The following is a 17824-nucleotide window of genomic DNA, read 5'->3' on the forward strand; positions in this document are numbered from 1 at the left end:
CCGCCTGTATCCTTGCTGGCTCATCTACGGAAAACATTCAGGTCACGAGCCAGCGCCCGAGGCGTTTCATCGCACGCGGCAGGATGACATATACCATCAGGAAGACACTGATTGCGACTGCGCCGAAATGACGAACGAAACGCGAGTTCATCCACGGTACCCGGTCGAAAAGCAATTCCCAGGCTTCGGGAACAACCAGTGTCAGCGGAAAAATGATGAGCAGCACCATGACGTACTGTTTCCAGCGAATCGGGTGTTTCGCTCCCGGCTCCGGCGGTGTGTACCAGAAATCCGTTCCCGGCTGGATCTCCGTTCGCGTGTTGCTGAGCATGCTTTCCACATCGGCCAGGAGCTCTGTCCGCTCCCTGGACTCTACCCAGCCGCGCAGATGATCAGCACTCGCAAAGCGCAGGACGAGCGTGTACAGATCGGAACCGGTGGCCGGGCGGAGCACGCCGACACCGAGATAGCCGGGGAAACCCTGGGCCACGGGAATGATCCGGCTGAGCCATTGCTCGTAATCGTTGCTGCGATCGGCCGCAACGTGGTGGTAGACCACAAAGGTGACCGAGTCATTTTCCGGAGATGTTGCCGCTGTGCCTGCACTGGCGAGATCAGTCATGGCCTTACTCCGGATCACCTGCGGTCAGGTATTCCCAGATCCGCTCGGCGATACGGCCTTCCCAGGTGGCGCGTTGCCGCGCCTGGTCGGCATGTTTGAACGTCACATGCGCAGACCCGCCTGCGGACCGGACCGCGAGTTCGACCCGGGCGGCGTCTTCCAGGAACCAGGCGAGACTGACCGCCTTTTCGATCGAATCGGCAGCCGTGACGGCGCCATTGCCGCTGACCACCACCGCGGGAGCCGCCCCCATCGTTTCGGCCACGCCGCGCGCCGCGTCATCGTTGCGCACGAGTGCCGGATCGGTCCAGAGTGGAACCTTGGGATAAAAGTACGAGGAAAACCCGTGGCGCGCGGACGGGCTTTCACCCATCGCCGCCAGTGCCATCACATGCGGCGACATGAAGCGGCATACGGCCTGCACTTCAGGACGCCGGCTGTAAATCTGTTGATGCATGCGCACTTCGCCAAGCACGCCTGGCGGCAACGGACCGTCGACCGGAACCACGGTGCCGGGTTCGCCGGCATCAATCAGCCCCATCGGCCGGGCCGCGCAAACCAGGAAGTGCCCGTCGTCGACGCGCATGCTGCAATGCCCGAACGCCGTCACCAGCCCGCCGCGGGCGAGCGCCCGCGCGGCCTTGCGCACCTTGACCTGCAGCGCATCCATTCAAGCACCCGCAGCGGCTGTGCGCGACGCCTGGCTGGCTTCTTCGCGCGCTTTCAGGATGTCGAGGGCGACGTCGACGATCATGTCTTCCTGGCCGCCCACCATGCGCCGGCGGCCAAGTTCAACCAGGATGTCGACCGTCTTCAAACCGTACTTCTTCGCGGCCGCTTCGGAGTGGCGCAGGAAGCTGGAGTAGACACCGGCGAAGCCGAGCGCCAGGGTCTCGCGGTCCACGCGCACAGGACGGTCCTGCAACGGGCGCACGATGTCGTCCGCGGCGTCCATCAACTGATAGACATCGCAGCCATGGTTCCAGCCGAGCCGGTCGGCGGCCGCAATGAACACTTCCAGCGGCGCGTTGCCTGCGCCTGCGCCCATTCCTGCCAGGCTGGCATCGATGCGGTCGCAGCCTTCCTCGACGGCGACGATGCTGTTGGCAACGCCGAGGCTGAGGTTGTGGTGAGCGTGGATGCCGGTCTCGGTTTCAGGATTCAGCACGTCCTTGAGCGCGCGAAACCGGTCGCGCACGTCGTTCATGTTCAGTGCGCCGCCGGAATCCACGACGTAACAGCAGGTGGCGCCGTAGCTTTCCATCAGCTTTGCCTGCTCCGCGAGTTTTTGCGGCGTGACCATATGGCTCATCATCAGGAAGCCGACCGTATCCATGCCGAGGCTGCGCGCGTATTCGATGTGCTGCCTGGAGACATCCGCTTCCGTGCAGTGGGTCGCCACGCGCACCACGCGCGCTCCTGCGTCGTACGCCGCGCGCAGGTCATGCACTGTGCCGATCCCGGGCAGCAGCAGGGTAGCGACCTTTGCGTGCTCCACCACGCTGGCGACCGCCTCGATCCATTCGAGGTCGGTGTGGGCGCCGAAGCCGTAGTTGAAGCTCGATCCGCTCAGTCCGTCGCCATGCGCGACTTCGATGGAATCGACCTTCGCTGCGTCAAGGGCACGCGCAATTTTCTTCGCGTCGTTGACGCTGTACTGATGGCGGACGGCGTGTGAACCGTCACGCAGCGTCACATCCGAAATGTAGAGTTTCTTGTTGATTTGCATGATGTGTCCTTTGCGTCACGCTGCGGGGGCGGTTTGCCGCGCCACCGTATTGGCGGCCACCTTTTCGGCCGTGGCAAGGGCAGCGGAAGTCATGATGTCCAGGTTGCCGGCATATGCGGGCAGATAGTGCGCTGCACCTTCCACTTCGAGGAAGACCGATGTTTTCAAGCCGGAATAGAAGCGGCCGAGTCCGGGAATGAACACGTTATTCCCCTTCTCGATGCGTTCGAACTGCACAGCCTGCTTGAGGCGATATCCCGGCACATACTCCTGGATGCGCGCGACCATCGTCTCGATCGACTTTGCCACCGCTTCTTCGTCCGCCACGTCGGAAAGGCAGTAGACGGTGTCGCGCATGATCAATGGCGGTTCGGCGGGATTCAGGATGATGACGGCCTTGCCCTTGGTGGCGCCGCCGACCTGCTCGATCGCCTTGCTCGTCGTTTCGGTGAACTCGTCAATGTTGGCGCGCGTGCCCGGGCCGGCCGATTTGCTGGAGATCGAAGCGATGATTTCGGCGTAGTGGACACGGGCGACGCGCGACACCGCGGCCACCATCGGAATGGTCGCCTGTCCGCCGCATGTCACCATGTTGACGTTGGCGGCGTTGATGTGGCGGTCGAGGTTGACGACCGGCACGCAGTACGGGCCGATGGCCGCCGGCGTGAGGTCGATCACGCGAATGCCGGGCTTGATCGAACGCAGGAAGGCGTCGCTCTTCACATGCGCGCCGGCACTGGTGGCATCGAACACGATGTCGATGTCCTTGAAGACATCCATCCGGGTCAATCCCTCCACGCCTTCGTGCGTCACGGCGACGCCCATGCGGGCAGCGCGCGCCAGTCCGTCGGAAGCCGGGTCGATGCCGACCATCGCGCCCATCTCCACATGGCGGCCATTGCGGAGGATCTTGATCATCAAATCTGTTCCGATATTTCCGGAACCGATGATCGCTGCTTTGAGTTTTCCTGACATGGGAATGGCTCCTGGCTTACTTGCCGTTGAATTCGGGGATGTCCGGCCGGGCGCCCCACATGCAGAACGATTCGGCGCCGAACGGGAACTGGCGCGGCTGGTATTCGGGATCGGTGATGTCGCGTACGCCGCAGGAATACTCGTAGACCATGCCTTCCGGGCCTTCGAAGTAGAGGAACCGCGCGCCGGAAGTCGGATGGCGGCCGGGGCCGAACACGATCTTGACGCCTTCCTTCTGCAGGAAATACCAGGAGCGCATGATGTCGTCGACCGATTCCACCTGGTGGTTGACGTGCTGCACGCCGGCGCGGTTGGACGGGAACAGTGCGATCTTGTGGTGCACCTCGTCGATGCGCAGCAGCGGGGCGGCGCCGATCCAGTCGCTGACCTTGGCGCTCAGCACCTGGGTCCAGAATTTTTCGTCGCGCTTGGGATCGGTGGTGCGCAGGCCGACATGCGAGAAGCCGGTGTTGCCGGCGGCGCGCGTCGGGAAGAAATGCACGCCGCAGTGGTGCGGATTGACCACGAGGTCGATCGAATTTCCGGTCGGGTCCTTGAAATTGATGAAGGCTTCGACGCGTCGCGCATCGCATTCTTCAGCCGTGCCCCAGTGCACACGGTGGTTCATGTTTTCCAGCTCGTTGGCGGCGGCCGTCAGCTCGTCCATGTTGCGCACCTCGAAGCCGGTGGTGTGGTCCGACGGGTCGCCATCGAAATAGGCCAGCGTATGGTCCCGGCTGTCGCTCCGGAAGTAGATGGTCTGGCCGTTCTTGCTGTTGCCGGTGCGATGGCTCTGGCGCAAGCCCAGGATCTTGTCCGCGTAGTGCGCGGCGCCCTGCAAGTCGCGCGTCCCGAGACGCACGTAACGTATGTCATGAAGATGAATCACAGTCTGCCTCCGCAAAATGAACGGCCGCTGCCGTATTGCTGCGAAGTCTAGACGCGGGAGCAGGGCCCGGCCAGAAGGCCGGGTCAATTGACGATATTTACCCGGTAAATAGTAGGCCGGGTGCGCGGGATGGCTTACTTCTGGAACAACTTCAGGAATTGCGCCCGCAGCCAGCGGTTGGCCGGGTCGTGGTGGTAGCGGGAATGCCAGTGCTGCTTGATGTCGATCGGCGGGATCTCGACCGGCAAGGGCATGACCTGCAGGTCGAAGGTATCCGAGAATGCCTGCGCGAGGCGCGACGGAACGGTCAGCATCAGGTCGGTCTGGGCGACGATGGTCGACAGGCCGAGCGAATGCGCGACGCACAGCCCGACCTGTCGCCGTACGCCGCGCAACGCGAATTCCTTGTCGAGCAACTGGTCCAGCGTGGAATGGCTGGCCGCGGCCGGCAGGTAGGAAATGTGCACCGCGTCGAGGTAGGCATCGAGGGTCAGGGTTTCGCCGATCAGCGGATGCTTCTTGCGCGCCAGCACGACGTAGTGCTCCTGGAACAGGCGTTGTCCGAAGAAGTTCGGGCCGAGGTCGGCAAAGTAGCCGATCGCCAGGTCCACCTCCCCGGTAGGCAGCGCCTCCTGCGCGTGCTCGGGAGACATGTCGACGGTGGTCAGCGTGACGCCCGGCGCGCAGGTGGCGAGGTGCGTCAGCAGCGGCGGCAGGAAGATGCGCTGGGCGATCTCGCTCATGCAGATGCGGAAATTCCGCTCCGACACTTTCTCGTCGAAATGCCGCTTGTCCTCCAGCGCGTCCCGCAACTGCCGCAGCGAGTCCTGCACCGGGCCCGCCAGGCTTTGCGCCAGCGGCGTCGGTTCCATCCGTCCCTGCGTGCGCACGAACAGCGGGTCATTGAAGTACTCGCGCAGGCGCGACAGCGCATTGCTCATTGATGACTGGGTGATGCCGACGTCGTCGGCCGCGCGTGTCACGGTGCCGGTGCGCAGGATCGCATCGAAGACGAGCAGGAGGTTCAGGTCGAGCGAGTTGAGTTTCATGGGATCGCCTCTTTCAAGAGGGAGGGGATGGCTACTATTTACATCGCAAATAGTATGCATTGTTTCCGCCCGATGGACAACGGAGCATGCGCTGCGCAGACTTCAGCCTATCGCAATGCCCTCAGTCATGACGGCAACGCCCAACCCCAACCGAATGGATAAGGACGATGAACGCACACCACGAGGCGAAGGAGACCCTCCTCTTCATCAACGGCAAGCATGTGCCCGCGACTTCCGGAAAGTCTTTCGATAACGTCAACCCCGCCACCGGCCGCCTGGTCAGCAAGGTGCATGAAGCTTCGCGCCAGGATGTCGACGCCGCCGTGCGCGCCGCGCGCGAGGCGCTGGACGGCCCGTGGGGCAGGATGAGCGTCGAGCAGCGTACCACCATGCTGCATGCGGTGGCGAACGAGATCAGCCGCCGCTTCGACGACTTCCTGCAGGCCGAGATCGCCGACACCGGCAAGCCGCGCAGCATCGCGTCACACATCGATATCCCGCGCGGCGCCGCCAACTTCAAGGTGTTCGCCGACGTCGTCAAGAACGTGCCGACGGAAACCTTCATGCTCGACACGCCGGACGGCAAGGGCGCGCTGAACTACGGCGTCCGCGTGCCGAAAGGCGTGGTGGGCGTGATCAGTCCGTGGAACCTGCCCTTGCTGTTGATGACCTGGAAGGTCGGTCCGGCACTTGCCTGCGGCAATACCGTGGTCGTCAAGCCGTCGGAGGAAACGCCGTCCACCGCCACGCTGCTGGGTGAAGTGATGAACGCCGTCGGCGTTCCGCCCGGCGTCTACAACGTGATCCATGGATTCGGCCCGGATTCGGTCGGCCAGTGGCTTACCGAACATCCCGGCGTCAATGCCATCACCTTCACCGGGGAGACGCGTACCGGCGAAGCCATCATGCGCGCCGCCGCGCACGGTGTGCGCCCGGTGTCCTTCGAACTGGGCGGCAAGAACGCCGGCATCGTGTTCGCGGATGCGGATTTCGAAGCGGCGGTGGAAGGCATTGCCCGCGCAGCATTCGCCAATACCGGCCAGGTATGCCTGGGCACCGAGCGCGTGTATGTCGAGCGCCCCATCTTCGACCGCTTCGTCGCCGCGCTGAAAGACAAGGCCGAAAGCTACAAGTTCGGCAATCCGCTCGACGGCGAGACGACCATGGGGCCGCTGGTCAGCCGCACGCATATGGAGAAGGTGCGCAGCTACTTCGCGCAGGCGAAGGAGCAGGGCGCCACCATCGTCACCGGAGGCGGCACGCCGGAAGTCCCGCGCGAATATGCGGAAGGCTTCTGGGTGCAGCCGACGATCTGGACCGGCCTGCCGGAAAGCTCGAGCGTGATCCGCGAGGAGATCTTCGGCCCCTGCGTGCACCTGTGTCCCTTCGACCGCGAGGAGGAAGCGGTCGCGCTGGCCAACGACACCGAGTACGGCCTGGCCACCACGATCTGGACCACCGACCTGGCACGCGCGCACCGCGTCGCCGCCCGGATCAACGTCGGCATTGCCTGGGTGAATTCCTGGTTCCTGCGCGACCTGCGCACCTCGTTCGGCGGGCAGGGCAAATCCGGCATCGGCCGCGAAGGCGGCGTGCATTCGCTGGAGTTCTATACCGAACTGCGCAACGTCTGCGTCAAACTGTGAGGACAACATGGCACTGAATCAAGAACAGATCGAACAAATCGGCGACGAGCTCTACGAAGCCTGGAAGGCGCGCAGGCAGGTAGCGCCGCTCACCGACCGCGTCCCCGGCATCACCATCGACGATGCCTACCAGATCCAGCTGCGCACCATCGCCAACCGCGCCAAGGCGGGAGAACACCACGTCGGCAAGAAGGTCGGCCTGACCGCGCGCGTGGTGCAGAAGGCGCTCGGCGTGGACCAGCCGGACTTCGGCCACCTGCTCTCCGGCATGAGCTATGCGGACGGCGACAGCATCGACGCCTCCGCCTTCATCCAGCCCAAGGGCGAAGGCGAGATCGGCTTCATCCTCAAGCGCGACCTGTCCGGCCCGGGCCTGACCAATGCCGATGTGCTGGCGGCTGTCGAATGCGTGATGCCTTGCTTCGAGATCGTCGATTCGCGCATCACCGACTGGCGCATCAAGGTGCAGGACACCGTAGCCGACAACGGCTCGTCGGCAGCCTTCGTCGTCGGCGACAAGGCGGTCGATCCGCGTCGTGTGGACCTGGCCACGCTGGGCATGGTGCTGGAAAAGAACGGCGAGATCATCGGCACCGGTGCCGGCGCGGCCACGCTCGGCAATCCGGTCAATGCGGTGACCTGGCTGGCCAATGCGCTTGGCGCCTACGGCATTACCCTGAAAGCCGGTGAGCTGATCCTGTCCGGTTCGCTCTCGGTCCTGTTCCCGATACAGAAAGGCGATGTGCTGCGCATGTCGCTCGGCGGCGTCGGTTCCGCCTCCTGCCGTTTCTCCTGAGGATTCAACATGCAACTCGACCAAACGACGATTGAAAAACTGGCTGTCCACCTCGAAACGGCGGAGCTCGAAGCACGCGATGTGCTCAAGATCACCGATGAGTATCCGCAGATGGACTGGGAAGATGCTTATGCCATCCAATACGCCATCCGCGAGCGCAAGCTTGCGCGCGGACAGAAGCTGGCCGGCCTGAAGATGGGCCTGACCTCGCGCGCCAAGATGAAGCAGATGGGTGTCGAGGCGCCGATCTTCGGTTTCCTGATGGACTATTTCTCGCGCCCGGACGGAGCGGAGATCGCGGTGAAGGAACTGATCCATCCCAAGATCGAGGCCGAGATCGCCTTCGTCACCAAGGCGCCGTTGAAGGGGCCGGGCTGCAATATCGGCCATGTGCTGGCGGCGACCGACTTCATCATCCCGGCGGTGGAGATCATCGATTCGCGCTATCGCGATTTCAAGTTCGACCTCAAGAGCGTGATCGCCGACAACTGCTCCTCCAGCCGTTTCGTCACCGGCGGGCGTCCGCGCAAGGTCGACGAGGTCGATCTCAAGACGCTGGGGATCGTGATCGAAAAGAATGGCGAGGTCATCGCCACCGGCGCCGGCGCGGCAGTGCTGGGGCATCCGGCGGCCAGCATCGCGATGCTGGCCAACATGCTCGGCGAGCGCGGCGAGGAAATCCCGGCCGGCACCTTCATCATGACCGGCGGCGCCACCGAAGCCTATGCGGTCGAAGCGGGCGACAGCGTGACGGTGCGCTACCAGGACATCGGGTCGGTGTCGATGCGTTTCGTGTGAGGTAGGAAATGCCCATCATTCTTGCAAAGATCATGGAAGGCCGTTCCCAGGAAAAGATCGACGCCTTCATCGAAGCGGTGACGGATGCCGCGCACAAGACGCTGGACGCGCCGCGCGAGTCGGTTCGCGTGCTGGTCGAGGAAGTGCCCAAGTCGCACTGGGGAATCGGCGGCAAGTCGGCGCGATCGTTAGGCAGGTAACGCAATCGCATCAGCCCTGAACCGGGCGCGACCTGCTTGGTCGGACGACCGCGCCGCCGTGGATCATTTGGCGCTCGATTTCCAGTCGCTGGATCCCCACCACGAGAAGTTTCATCAGCCGGCCCACTGCCACCAGTCGTCCGTAGTGCTGCTGCAAGGCTTCCTGCGGCAGCACCTCTTCACCAGTACTTCGGATACCGCGCTTCGCGCGTGGCGTTGTTATAAACAAGTGCCACGAGCACAAGCACCAGCACACCGGCCAGCGTCGGGAACAGCAAAAAGCTCCAGCCAGGCTGGGACAGGAATACGATGACCGGATTCGAGCCGGCAGGGGGATGCACCGTGCGCGTGTACATCATGAGTGCGATTGCGGTGCCTGTCGCCAGTGCCACCGCCCACCATTCCGGCCCGAACACGCTCAGGAAAGCGAGCCCGGTCGCGGAGCTGATGACATGTCCGAATACCACATTGCGGGGCTGGGAAAACGGGACGTCCGGATAGCCGAATACCAGCACGCACGAGGCGCCGAACGAGCCCAGGACTAACGCAGCCGACATGTAGTCGGTTAGCGCGGCAACCGTCGCAATGGCAAGCACACCACCGAGCCAGGCGATCGCAACGGCCTTGTTGTTCGGCTTCGGCGGCAAGGGGACACCGTCCCCAGAAAATTTGCTCAAGAATTCGTTCATGACAATCTCCATGGCAAGGAATTAAAGTTTTCCAGACAATACCAACCGTTTGGTATGGTTAGGGACAAAAAAAATGCTGCGCCTGCGTCTCGCCGGCATGTTTAGTGCGCTTCCATTGCTTCGCAATACTGAAGTAATTGCGCGTGCTGCCGCTGCAGCGATTCAAGGTTCCCGCGAATCCTGCTCATCAGGATGCATCCCTGGACAATCGCGACAGCGTCTTCCGCCAGGGCGCGCGCCTTTTTCGGCGCATGAAAGGTGGAAAAAACCCGGACATAGCAGGATGTCCAGTCATCGAAGTAATGCCGGATCTTTTCCTTGAACGGCTCATAGGTCGCGCCGACCTCCAGGCTCAGGTTGGCCAGCAGGCATCCGTGGCGATGCTGAAGGAAAAACCTCTCCACTGCCTGGTTGAATGCCTTCAGATCGGCGGAGGTTGGCGACGTACGCGAGTTGATGATCGAGAAAATATGCTCGCGATAGTAGTCGTGCACTAGCTCCAGGGCCGCGAGCGCGACGTCTTCCTTACTCGAGAAATGATGATAAATGCTGCCTTTGGTGATGCCGCATGCCTTCGCGATGTCATCGATGCTGGTCGCCGTGTATCCCTTCATGCGAAATAGATTGGCCGCCTGATCCGCCAGCTGTTGCTTGTCGATTATCTTCGTCATAAAAATCCCTGACCATACCAACCGTTTGGTTAATTTTCACGTTTTCCTGGATGCATGTCAAGGCAGCAGGTTAAGCTGAATTTGTGCGCCGGAAGTGCCCTTGCCCCGGCGGAATCAAAAGGGGTGCACGTGGTGCTTCGTGGCCGTCGATCCTTCACGAACTTCGTTTATCCCGCTTGCGCTACGAGGTACCTGTATTGTTATCGATGAAGCTAATGGAGCATCCAGTTAATTTTGATGGGTAAAGAACCGTAGGGTGGGTAGAGCGAAAGCGAAACCCACCACGCGCTCGAGAGATGGCATTTGGTGGGTTTCGCTTCGCTCTACCCACCCTACAAATTCATCTGGACGGCCCACTAGTTCAATGCCTTGTCGTTCTTCAGCCGTTCGACAACATAGTCAACGAAGGAGCGAACTTTTGCCGCGGCGCGCACGCCCTCGCGGTGTATGACATGCACCGGAATGGTTGGAGGTTCGTATTGACTGAGCAGGATCGTCAATTCTCCGGAAGCGAGATACGGGGCTATCTGGTACGACAGTAGCCGCGTAATCCCTAATCCCCTGGCTGCGGCTTCAATGGCGGAATCATTCGATGTAACAACAAGCCGAGGCGAAATGCGCACTTGCGCCGCATTCGAGCCTTCATGAAACTTCCATTCAGAGGTTTGAGTAATCCCAGTTGAAGCAATCAACGTATGGTGAGCCAAATCTGCGGGAGTCCTGGGGAGGCCGTGCTGCTTCAGATACGTCGGCGACGCGCAGAGTACCCGGCGCACGGTGCCGACCTTTATCGCCTTGATGCTTGAATCAGGCAGGTCGCCGATTCGTATTCCGACGTCAATTCCTTCGTCGACCAAGCTGACAACATGGTCGAAAAAATGGGCGGAAACGTCGACTTTCGGGTACGCGGCCAGGAAGTCGACAATTGCGGGAGTGATGAACATCTTTCCAAACAGAACCGGCGCGGTCACTGTCAGACGTCCGCGAGGTTCTGCATTAATTCCTGCGGCAGCTGCTTCGGCTTCCTCAACCGCGGTAACGATTCGCCGGACATCGTCAAGGTAACGCATGCCGGCATCAGTCAGGCGTACGGCGCGCGTCGTGCGATTGAAGAGCCGAGCGCCAAGATGTTCCTCCAGGGCCGAGATCGCGCGCGTGACGGCCGGTGGAGACATGCCCATTTTGCGAGCGGCGCCAGCGAAACTTTCTTCATCTGCGACCGCCAGGAAGATCGTCATAAAGTGCAAACGGTCCATCAATTATTCCAGTTCCGGGAATTATGAAATGCATGGGACGGATATTCACGGCTTGACTGCGCGCCATCATAGTTAGCACCGTTCGCTGTCACACAGAAAACGAACGGATCGCCATCTATTTTCAAGGAGCCAGAAATGAGCCGTATTAATGTCGTTACCATCGAAACCGCAACCGCTGAACAAAAAGCCCTGTTCGACGCCATCCACGCACAACTGGGTACCGTACCGAACTTCCTAAAAGTCTTCGCCAATTCTCCGGTTGCGCTGAAGGCGTTTCTAGGTCTCTTCGGCATCGCCGGCACCGGGAGCCTGGACCCGTTGACACGGGAACGTATTGCCCTGGCGCTGGCACAACAAAACTCCTGCGAATACTGCCTGTCTGCACACACCGCGCTCGGCCGCACCGCCGGATTGACCGGGGCGGAGATGGATTCCAACCGGGCCGGCACCAGCCAGGACGCAAAAGCAGCGGCCGCGGTGAAGTTCGCCCGTTCGCTGGTCGAGCACAACGGCGAGGTTACAACTGCTGAAATCGCCGAGGTACGGAATGTCGGCTACAGCGACTCTGACATCGTTGAAATCATAACGCACGTCGGCATGAACCTCCTGACGAACATTCTTGGCAAGGCCAGCCGCGTTGAAATCGACTTCCCCAAGGTCGATCTCAAGCTGGCAGCCTGATCGAACAGGCCCCGCTTGTGCAGGCCGGAAAAGCTGGTCGCTTTCCGGGCACGCACAAGCGGCCATCAAGCTCAATTGACATTCTCGATGTTGCGATCGGAAATCCTATGCCACGCGCTTTCTCACAAATTGCCTTCACCCCATCGGTAAGAGTCGCCCAGGAACGATACCGATCAAGAGAGGCGAACGCCGCTTTCGACCTCGACCCGAACGCGAGGAATGTCGTAACAGGCGCGGAGCGGCAGTTTTTTCTCGAGGTCGACACATTTTTCATGGCATCGACCGGCGAAAACGGGTGGCCCTATGTCCAGCATCGCGGCGGACCGAAGGGATTTCTCAAGGTGCTTGACGACCGCACTATCGGCTTCGCCGATTTTGCCGGCAACCGCCAATACATATCCGCGGGCAATCTGTCGAACGACGACAGGGTCATGCTCATTCTCATGGATTTCGCGAACCGAAGGCGCCTGAAGGTGTGGGGGCGGGCAAGAATCGTCCATGAATCGAGCGAGCCGGAGCTCATCGCACTGTTGGAAGTCGATTCCTACCGCGCGCGAATTGAACGGGGCGTCGTGATCCAGGTTGAGGCGTTTGACTTCAATTGTCCTCAACATATCACCCCGCGCTTCACCGAGGCGGAGTTCATGGCACGGATCAGGCCGCAACTTGACGAATTGGAGCAGCTTCGCGAGCGGGCAAAGCACCAATCCATGCCGAAAGCAGCGGCAAGTCCACTAGTATTGGGAACGGGCGAGCTGGAGCTGGCAATTTCAGCAGTACGTCAACTGACCCCACGCATTCGCGCGTATGAGTTGAGGCGGCCTGACGGAGGGGACTTGCCTGCGGTCCGCGCGGGGGCGCACCTGAGTCTCCCGATGCGGCTCGAGGATGGCAGTGTCGGCATTCGGAGTTACTCGATTTCCTCCAATCCGATGCGTAGAGACGCCTATGAAATCGCCGTATTGAAAGAGGACACGGGCCGTGGGGGATCGATCGCTGTTCACAAGGATTTCAACATTGGCACTATCCTGCGGTGCGGGATGCCGAAAAACGCATTCCCGCTTCATGGGGATGACCGTCCTGCCGTGCTGATTGCCGGCGGAATCGGAATCACACCCATCAAAGCCATGGCACAGGAGCTGAAGCAGCGCGGCGCCGAATTCCAGCTCCATTACTCGGCGCGATCAAGGCGTGAAATGGCGTACTGGTCAAAGCTGAAGCTTGCCATGGGCGAGCGCGCGCGATTCTACTTCAGTGATGAATCTGCATCCGCGCGCCTCGACGTGGGCAAGGTGCTGGCGGCCGCGCCTGATGACGCCGTGTTCTATGTATGCGGTCCTGCCAGGCTGATTGAAGCAGTTGTCGAATCTGCGAAGGCGCATGGCATTCCCGAAAGCCGCGTCAAGTTCGAACGCTTCATGGCGAAGCCTGTAGACGGCAAGCCAATCAGCGTAAGACTGGCACGTTCGAAGCTGGACATCACGGTAGCCGCCGACCAATCGATACTGGACGCAGTGTTGAACGCGGGCGTTGATGCGCCGTTTTCCTGCAGGGAGGGGGTATGCGGCATGTGCGCGACGAAAGTGCTCGACGGGGAGGTGGAGCATAACGATACAGCCCTTACGGATGCCGAACGAGATAAAGCGGCATTAATGTGTACCTGCGTTTCCCGCGCCAGGACAGCCAGCCTTGTGCTTGATCTCTGACTTTGCAGCTTGGGCTCCGAGAGGGCGCTAGCGCTTCGCCTCCTCCAACCCCAGCAGTATCCGCAGGCACTGCACGAACACCGGCCGCAATTCCGCCGGCAGGGGCTCAAGGATTTTTTCCTGGGCGCGCTTCGCCAGGGGGATGGTTTCCTGCACGATACGTTTTCCTTCCCGAGTGAGGGAAACATCCAGCGCGCGGGCGTCACTGGCGCTGCGCGCGCGGACAACCAGTTCTCGCTTTTCCAGCCGGTTGAGGATTTCGCTGATCGTGTTGCGGTCCACCCCGGTCACCGCGGACAACTGGTTGAGCGTCGCCGCTTCCGACTGCGCGATCGCGATCATGATTGCGAGTTGCTGGCGCGTCGGCGCATCCGTGCCGACCATGTCGTTGTAGATGTCGAGCGAGCGCTGGTGCGCGCGCCGGATCAGCGGACCCGGCAGATGGTCGGCGTCGAACAGCGCCATGCTTTCCTTGCCTGTGCCTGTAACGCATTTGGGCGATCGTCCCGTCATTTCATCCTCTTCATTCCCCGTCCGGCACTAGTTATAGCCGCCTCTCGCGGCTTCAAGCACCGCAAAAATCATCAATAAACAGTATTCACGAGATATATGACGTACACGTCATAACCGCCACTATACTCCATTCAACACTGAACCACCACCGATGGAGGACGATATGACGTACTGGACTGACCTGGTCGATGTGGAACACCGCATCGCCTATGTGGACGCGGGCGGCATCCACACGCGCTACCTGGATGCCGGCCCGCGGGACGCAGAGGTCGTGCTGTTCCTGCATGGCAGCGGCGGCTACCTGGAAGCCTACTCGCAGAATGTGCGCGCGCACGCGCGGCATTTCCGCGTGATCGCGCTGGACATGCTGGGCCACGGCTATACCGACAAGCCGGACCATCCTTACGAACCGAAGCACTACGTCAAGCACATCGTCGACTTTCTCGATGCGCTCGGCATCGCCCGTGCGCACGTGTCCGGGGAATCGCTCGGCGGATGGGTGGCGGCGCGACTCGCGTCCACGCATCCGGAGCGGGTCGGCAAGATCGTGCTCAATACCGCGGCAGGCGTGCACTACGACCCGGAGGTCAGCGCGCGCATCCATACCCTCAGCCTGAATGCAGTGAACAACCTGAATCCGGAAAACGTGCGCAAGCGCCTCGAATGGCTGATGCTCGATCCCGCTCGCGTGACCGACGAAATGGTCGAGATGCGCTACCGCGTCTACGCGCAGCCCGGCTTCCCGAAAACCATGGCGCACATCATGTGCCTGCACACCGCCGAATTCCGCGTGCCGAACCTGATGACTCCGGAGGAAATGGCAAAGGTGAAGGCGCCGGCCCTGGTGCTGTGGACCTCGCACGATCCCGGCAGCTCGGTGGAAATCGGCCGCCGGCTCGCCTCGATGATCCCCGATTCCAAATTCGTCGTGATGGATAACTGCGGCCACTGGCCCCAGTTCGAAGACGCCGAGAACTTCAACAAGCTCCACATCGATTTCCTCTTGAACTGAACAGGAGACGACCATGAACACCACATCCCCGCTTTGGCCGGCCGTGCTCGACCACATCCGCTTCGATTCGCCCGATCCGGACGCGCTGGCCGACTTCTACCGCGACGGACTCGGCATGGCAAAGATCCGGATTGCCCCCGACCTTTACCTGATGAACGGGCCGCAGCGCCGCCTGCTGATCGGCAAGGGCGAGAAGAACGGCCAGCCGTTTGCGGCGTTCTCCCTGCAGAGCGACACCCAGTTGCGGGCAGTGCGCGAGATGCTGCTGGCCAACGACGTCGAGTTGCAGCCGTCCCCGACGCCGCTGTTCAGGGACGATGCCCTGGCGGTGAAGGATCCGGATGGGCGCATCGCCGTCTTCTGCCTGCCCGCCGATAACGTTGCGTCCGGTTCCCATGAAGGCTTGCGCGCCGCGAAATTCTCGGGGCGTCTGCAACATGTGGTGGTCGCGACCACCGACCTGGACCGCCTGGGCGCGTTCTACGAGAAGAAGCTCGGGTTCACGCTGTCGGATACCGTGTGCGCCGGCGAGGAAACCGGCCCAGACGCGCCGGCGGCAGTCAACTTCTACCGCGCCGACGTCGAGCACCACAGCTTTGCCGCCTTCCTCGCGAAGACCGTGCGCTCCGACCATCACTGCTATGAGACCACCTGCTGGAACGACATCCGCGACTGGGCTGACCACCTGGCGGAAATGGGCTGCACGCCGTGGTGGGGGCCCGGCCGGCACGGTGTCGGGCGCAACCTGTTCTTCATGGCCAAGGACCCGGACGGCAACAATTTCGAGCTGTCCGCGGAACTCGAGCACATGCCGCGCATCATGCCGCCGCGCCGCTGGCCGAACACGCAGGCGACAGGCAACGCCTGGGGCAAGGCCTGGGACCGCATGAAAAGCACCGGTGCGGATCGCACCGTCGAAGCCGAATAACGCAGGCGAAGGGGACATCCATGTCATCAATGACAGAATCAAAGGTCCACTCCCTCGGAGACCTGCTCTACGCAGCTCTGCGCGGCCAACGCACGATATCCCCACTGACGGACACCGATGCGGAACTCACTGTGGAGGACGCCTACCGCATATCGCTGCGCCTGCTTGAACGCCGCCTCCAGGATGGCGAAAAGGTGATCGGCAAGAAGATCGGCGTGACCAGCCGCGCCGTGCAGGAAATGCTGAATGTGCGCCAGCCGGATTTCGGCTTCCTCACGGATGCGATGCAGTACCCGGACGGCGCCGAAGTGAGCATCACGAAGGCGGGCCTGATCCAGCCGCGCGCCGAGGGCGAGATCGCATTCCTGCTCGGGCGCGACCTCGGCAGTGAAGGCGTGACGGCGGAGGAAGTGCTGGACGCGACGGAAGCCGTCATGCCGTGCTTCGAAATCGTGGACTCGCGCATCGACAACTGGCGCATCCGCATCCAGGACACAGTCGCGGACAACGCCTCCTGCGGCATCTTCGTCGTCGGCAATGCACTTGTAGATCCGCGCAGCATCGACCTCGCCAACGCCGAGCTGAAGATGTTCCGCAACGGCAAGCTGGAAGCAAGCGGCTTCGGCTCGGCGGTGCAGGGCCATCCGGCGGAAGCGGTCGCCTGGCTGGCCAATACGCTGGGCAAGTTCGGTATTCCCTTCCGCAAAGGCGAAATCATCCTGTCCGGTTCGCTGGTGCCCCTGGTACCGGCCGCCGCGGGAGACCGCTTCGAACTGACGATCGACGGCATCGGTTCGTCATCCATCTCGTTCGTCGCATGACATGCAGGGTGATGCAGCAACCATTTACCAGGAAAGGATGATCATGAAGAAAATCAAGTGTGCATTGATCGGGCCGGGCAACATCGGCACCGACCTGCTTTACAAGCTCAAGCGCAGCCCCGTGCTGGAGCCCGCATGGATGGTCGGCATCGACCCCAACTCGGACGGCCTCAAGCGGGCAGCCGAAATGGGGCTGAAGGTGACCGACAAGGGCGTCGACGGGCTCCTGCCCTTCGTTGAACAGGACGAGATCCGCATCGCCTTCGATGCCACATCGGCCTATGTGCATCGCGAGAATTCCGACAAGCTGACCGCGCGCGGGGTGATGATGATCGACCTGACGCCCGCGGCCGTCGGCCCTTACTGCGTCCCGCCGGTCAACCTGCAGGAGCATCTCGGCAAGGGCGAGATGAACGTCAACATGGTGACATGCGGCGGCCAGGCGACGATCCCGATGGTGGCCGCGGTCTCGCGCGTGCAGCCGGTGAAGTACGGCGAAATCGTCGCTACCGTGTCCTCGCGTTCGGTCGGTCCCGGCACGCGCAAGAACATCGATGAATTCACCCGCACCACCTCCGGCGCCATCGAGCGCGTGGGCGGCGCGCGCGAAGGCAAGGCGATCATCATCATCAACCCGGCGGAGCCGCCGCTGATCATGCGCGACACCATCCACTGCCTGACCGAGACGGAACCGGACCGCGAAAAGATCACCGCGTCGATCCACGCGATGATCAAGGAAGTCCAGAAGTACGTGCCCGGCTACAAGCTGGTGAACGGGCCGGTGTTCGACGGCAATCGCGTGTCGGTGTTCATGGAAGTCGAAGGCCTCGGCGACTACCTGCC

21 protein-coding genes are annotated in these 17824 nt (G+C 61.7%); 10 read left to right on the forward strand and 11 right to left on the reverse strand.

What is annotated here, in order from left to right; genetic code table 11:
- Nucleotides 1-37: 37 nt before the first annotated feature.
- From AYR66_RS14400 to AYR66_RS14425, 6 genes are all read right to left on the reverse strand, one after another.
- Nucleotides 38-622 carry an antibiotic biosynthesis monooxygenase gene (locus AYR66_RS14400; RefSeq protein WP_088708057.1) on the reverse strand — a complete coding sequence of 195 codons (585 nt, stop codon included), beginning with the start codon at nucleotides 620-622 and terminating at the stop codon, nucleotides 38-40.
- A gap of 4 nt (nucleotides 623-626) precedes the next feature.
- Entirely contained in the window at nucleotides 627-1292 is a 666-nt protein-coding gene (locus AYR66_RS14405; RefSeq protein WP_088708058.1) for a class II aldolase/adducin family protein, read from the reverse strand.
- Nucleotides 1293-2351, reverse strand: coding sequence for a 4-hydroxy-2-oxovalerate aldolase (gene dmpG, locus AYR66_RS14410; protein ID WP_088708059.1), 1059 nt, complete (start codon nucleotides 2349-2351; stop codon nucleotides 1293-1295). It lies immediately after the preceding gene.
- A gap of 15 nt (nucleotides 2352-2366) precedes the next feature.
- Nucleotides 2367-3326, reverse strand: a complete 960-nt coding sequence (locus AYR66_RS14415; RefSeq protein ID WP_088708060.1) for an acetaldehyde dehydrogenase (acetylating) — start codon at nucleotides 3324-3326, stop codon at nucleotides 2367-2369.
- A 16-nt stretch (nucleotides 3327-3342) separates the two neighbouring features.
- The gene (locus AYR66_RS14420) at nucleotides 3343-4215 is read right to left on the reverse strand and encodes a VOC family protein (RefSeq protein WP_088708061.1); all 873 of its coding nucleotides are present in this window, start codon (nucleotides 4213-4215) and stop codon (nucleotides 3343-3345) included.
- Between the two features lie 134 nt (nucleotides 4216-4349).
- Nucleotides 4350-5264 (reverse strand): LysR family transcriptional regulator, encoded by a 915-nt coding sequence (locus AYR66_RS14425; RefSeq protein ID WP_088708062.1) that lies wholly within the window; start codon nucleotides 5262-5264, stop codon nucleotides 4350-4352.
- A 167-nt stretch (nucleotides 5265-5431) separates the two neighbouring features.
- Between AYR66_RS14425 and AYR66_RS14430 the strand changes: the two genes are divergently transcribed.
- Genes AYR66_RS14430 through AYR66_RS14445 form a run of 4 tightly spaced genes read left to right on the forward strand, consistent with a single transcriptional unit; the run spans nucleotide 5432 to nucleotide 8704 of the window.
- Nucleotides 5432-6910 (forward strand): 2-hydroxymuconic semialdehyde dehydrogenase, encoded by a 1479-nt coding sequence (locus AYR66_RS14430; RefSeq protein WP_088708063.1) that lies wholly within the window; start codon nucleotides 5432-5434, stop codon nucleotides 6908-6910.
- 7 nt (nucleotides 6911-6917) lie between these two features.
- Entirely contained in the window at nucleotides 6918-7706 is a 789-nt protein-coding gene (locus tag AYR66_RS14435) for a fumarylacetoacetate hydrolase family protein (protein WP_088708064.1), read from the forward strand.
- Nucleotides 7707-7715: 9 nt separating this feature from the next.
- Complete coding sequence (gene dmpH / locus AYR66_RS14440; RefSeq protein ID WP_088708065.1) at nucleotides 7716-8504, forward strand: 2-oxo-3-hexenedioate decarboxylase; 789 nt, start codon at nucleotides 7716-7718, stop codon at nucleotides 8502-8504.
- An 8-nt stretch (nucleotides 8505-8512) separates the two neighbouring features.
- Nucleotides 8513-8704: a 4-oxalocrotonate tautomerase gene (locus AYR66_RS14445; protein WP_088708066.1), complete on the forward strand. Its 192-nt coding sequence runs from the start codon at nucleotides 8513-8515 to the stop codon at nucleotides 8702-8704.
- A 10-nt stretch (nucleotides 8705-8714) separates the two neighbouring features.
- On the opposite strand, the gene AYR66_RS29595 is transcribed toward AYR66_RS14445, so the two are convergent.
- From AYR66_RS29595 to AYR66_RS14460, 4 genes are all read right to left on the reverse strand, one after another.
- Nucleotides 8715-8879, reverse strand: coding sequence for a hypothetical protein (locus tag AYR66_RS29595; protein ID WP_206047175.1), 165 nt, complete (start codon nucleotides 8877-8879; stop codon nucleotides 8715-8717).
- Nucleotides 8880-8883: 4 nt separating this feature from the next.
- Entirely contained in the window at nucleotides 8884-9393 is a 510-nt protein-coding gene (locus tag AYR66_RS14450) for an HPP family protein (protein WP_088709819.1), read from the reverse strand.
- 101 nt (nucleotides 9394-9494) lie between these two features.
- Nucleotides 9495-10064 carry a TetR/AcrR family transcriptional regulator gene (locus tag AYR66_RS14455; RefSeq protein ID WP_088708067.1) on the reverse strand — a complete coding sequence of 190 codons (570 nt, stop codon included), beginning with the start codon at nucleotides 10062-10064 and terminating at the stop codon, nucleotides 9495-9497.
- A gap of 356 nt (nucleotides 10065-10420) precedes the next feature.
- Nucleotides 10421-11320, reverse strand: coding sequence for a LysR family transcriptional regulator (locus tag AYR66_RS14460; protein ID WP_088708068.1), 900 nt, complete (start codon nucleotides 11318-11320; stop codon nucleotides 10421-10423).
- A gap of 135 nt (nucleotides 11321-11455) precedes the next feature.
- Here AYR66_RS14460 and AYR66_RS14465 point away from each other — a divergent pair, with 135 nt between their 5' ends.
- Both AYR66_RS14465 and AYR66_RS14470 read left to right on the forward strand, forming a co-directional pair.
- Nucleotides 11456-12001 carry a carboxymuconolactone decarboxylase family protein gene (locus AYR66_RS14465; RefSeq protein ID WP_088708069.1) on the forward strand — a complete coding sequence of 182 codons (546 nt, stop codon included), beginning with the start codon at nucleotides 11456-11458 and terminating at the stop codon, nucleotides 11999-12001.
- A 107-nt stretch (nucleotides 12002-12108) separates the two neighbouring features.
- Nucleotides 12109-13707, forward strand: coding sequence for a 2Fe-2S iron-sulfur cluster-binding protein (locus AYR66_RS14470; RefSeq protein WP_088708070.1), 1599 nt, complete (start codon nucleotides 12109-12111; stop codon nucleotides 13705-13707).
- Between the two features lie 27 nt (nucleotides 13708-13734).
- Here the strand turns inward: AYR66_RS14470 and AYR66_RS14475 are convergent, their stop codons facing one another.
- Entirely contained in the window at nucleotides 13735-14172 is a 438-nt protein-coding gene (locus tag AYR66_RS14475) for a MarR family winged helix-turn-helix transcriptional regulator (protein ID WP_170942150.1), read from the reverse strand.
- Nucleotides 14173-14383: 211 nt separating this feature from the next.
- Between AYR66_RS14475 and AYR66_RS14480 the strand changes: the two genes are divergently transcribed.
- The 4 genes from AYR66_RS14480 to AYR66_RS14495 all read left to right on the forward strand — a co-directional run.
- Entirely contained in the window at nucleotides 14384-15232 is an 849-nt protein-coding gene (locus AYR66_RS14480) for an alpha/beta fold hydrolase (RefSeq protein ID WP_206047176.1), read from the forward strand.
- 13 nt (nucleotides 15233-15245) lie between these two features.
- The gene (locus tag AYR66_RS14485; protein WP_088708073.1) at nucleotides 15246-16160 is read left to right on the forward strand and encodes a VOC family protein; all 915 of its coding nucleotides are present in this window, start codon (nucleotides 15246-15248) and stop codon (nucleotides 16158-16160) included.
- Nucleotides 16161-16189: 29 nt separating this feature from the next.
- Nucleotides 16190-16981 (forward strand): fumarylacetoacetate hydrolase family protein, encoded by a 792-nt coding sequence (locus AYR66_RS14490; protein ID WP_088708074.1) that lies wholly within the window; start codon nucleotides 16190-16192, stop codon nucleotides 16979-16981.
- 43 nt (nucleotides 16982-17024) lie between these two features.
- On the forward strand, nucleotides 17025-17824 hold an 800-nt coding region (locus tag AYR66_RS14495), incomplete at its 3' end, for an acetaldehyde dehydrogenase (acetylating) (RefSeq protein ID WP_088709820.1).

It is taken from the genome of Noviherbaspirillum denitrificans, from assembly GCF_002211445.1.
In the GTDB taxonomy this organism is placed as follows: domain Bacteria; phylum Pseudomonadota; class Gammaproteobacteria; order Burkholderiales; family Burkholderiaceae_D; genus Noviherbaspirillum; species Noviherbaspirillum denitrificans.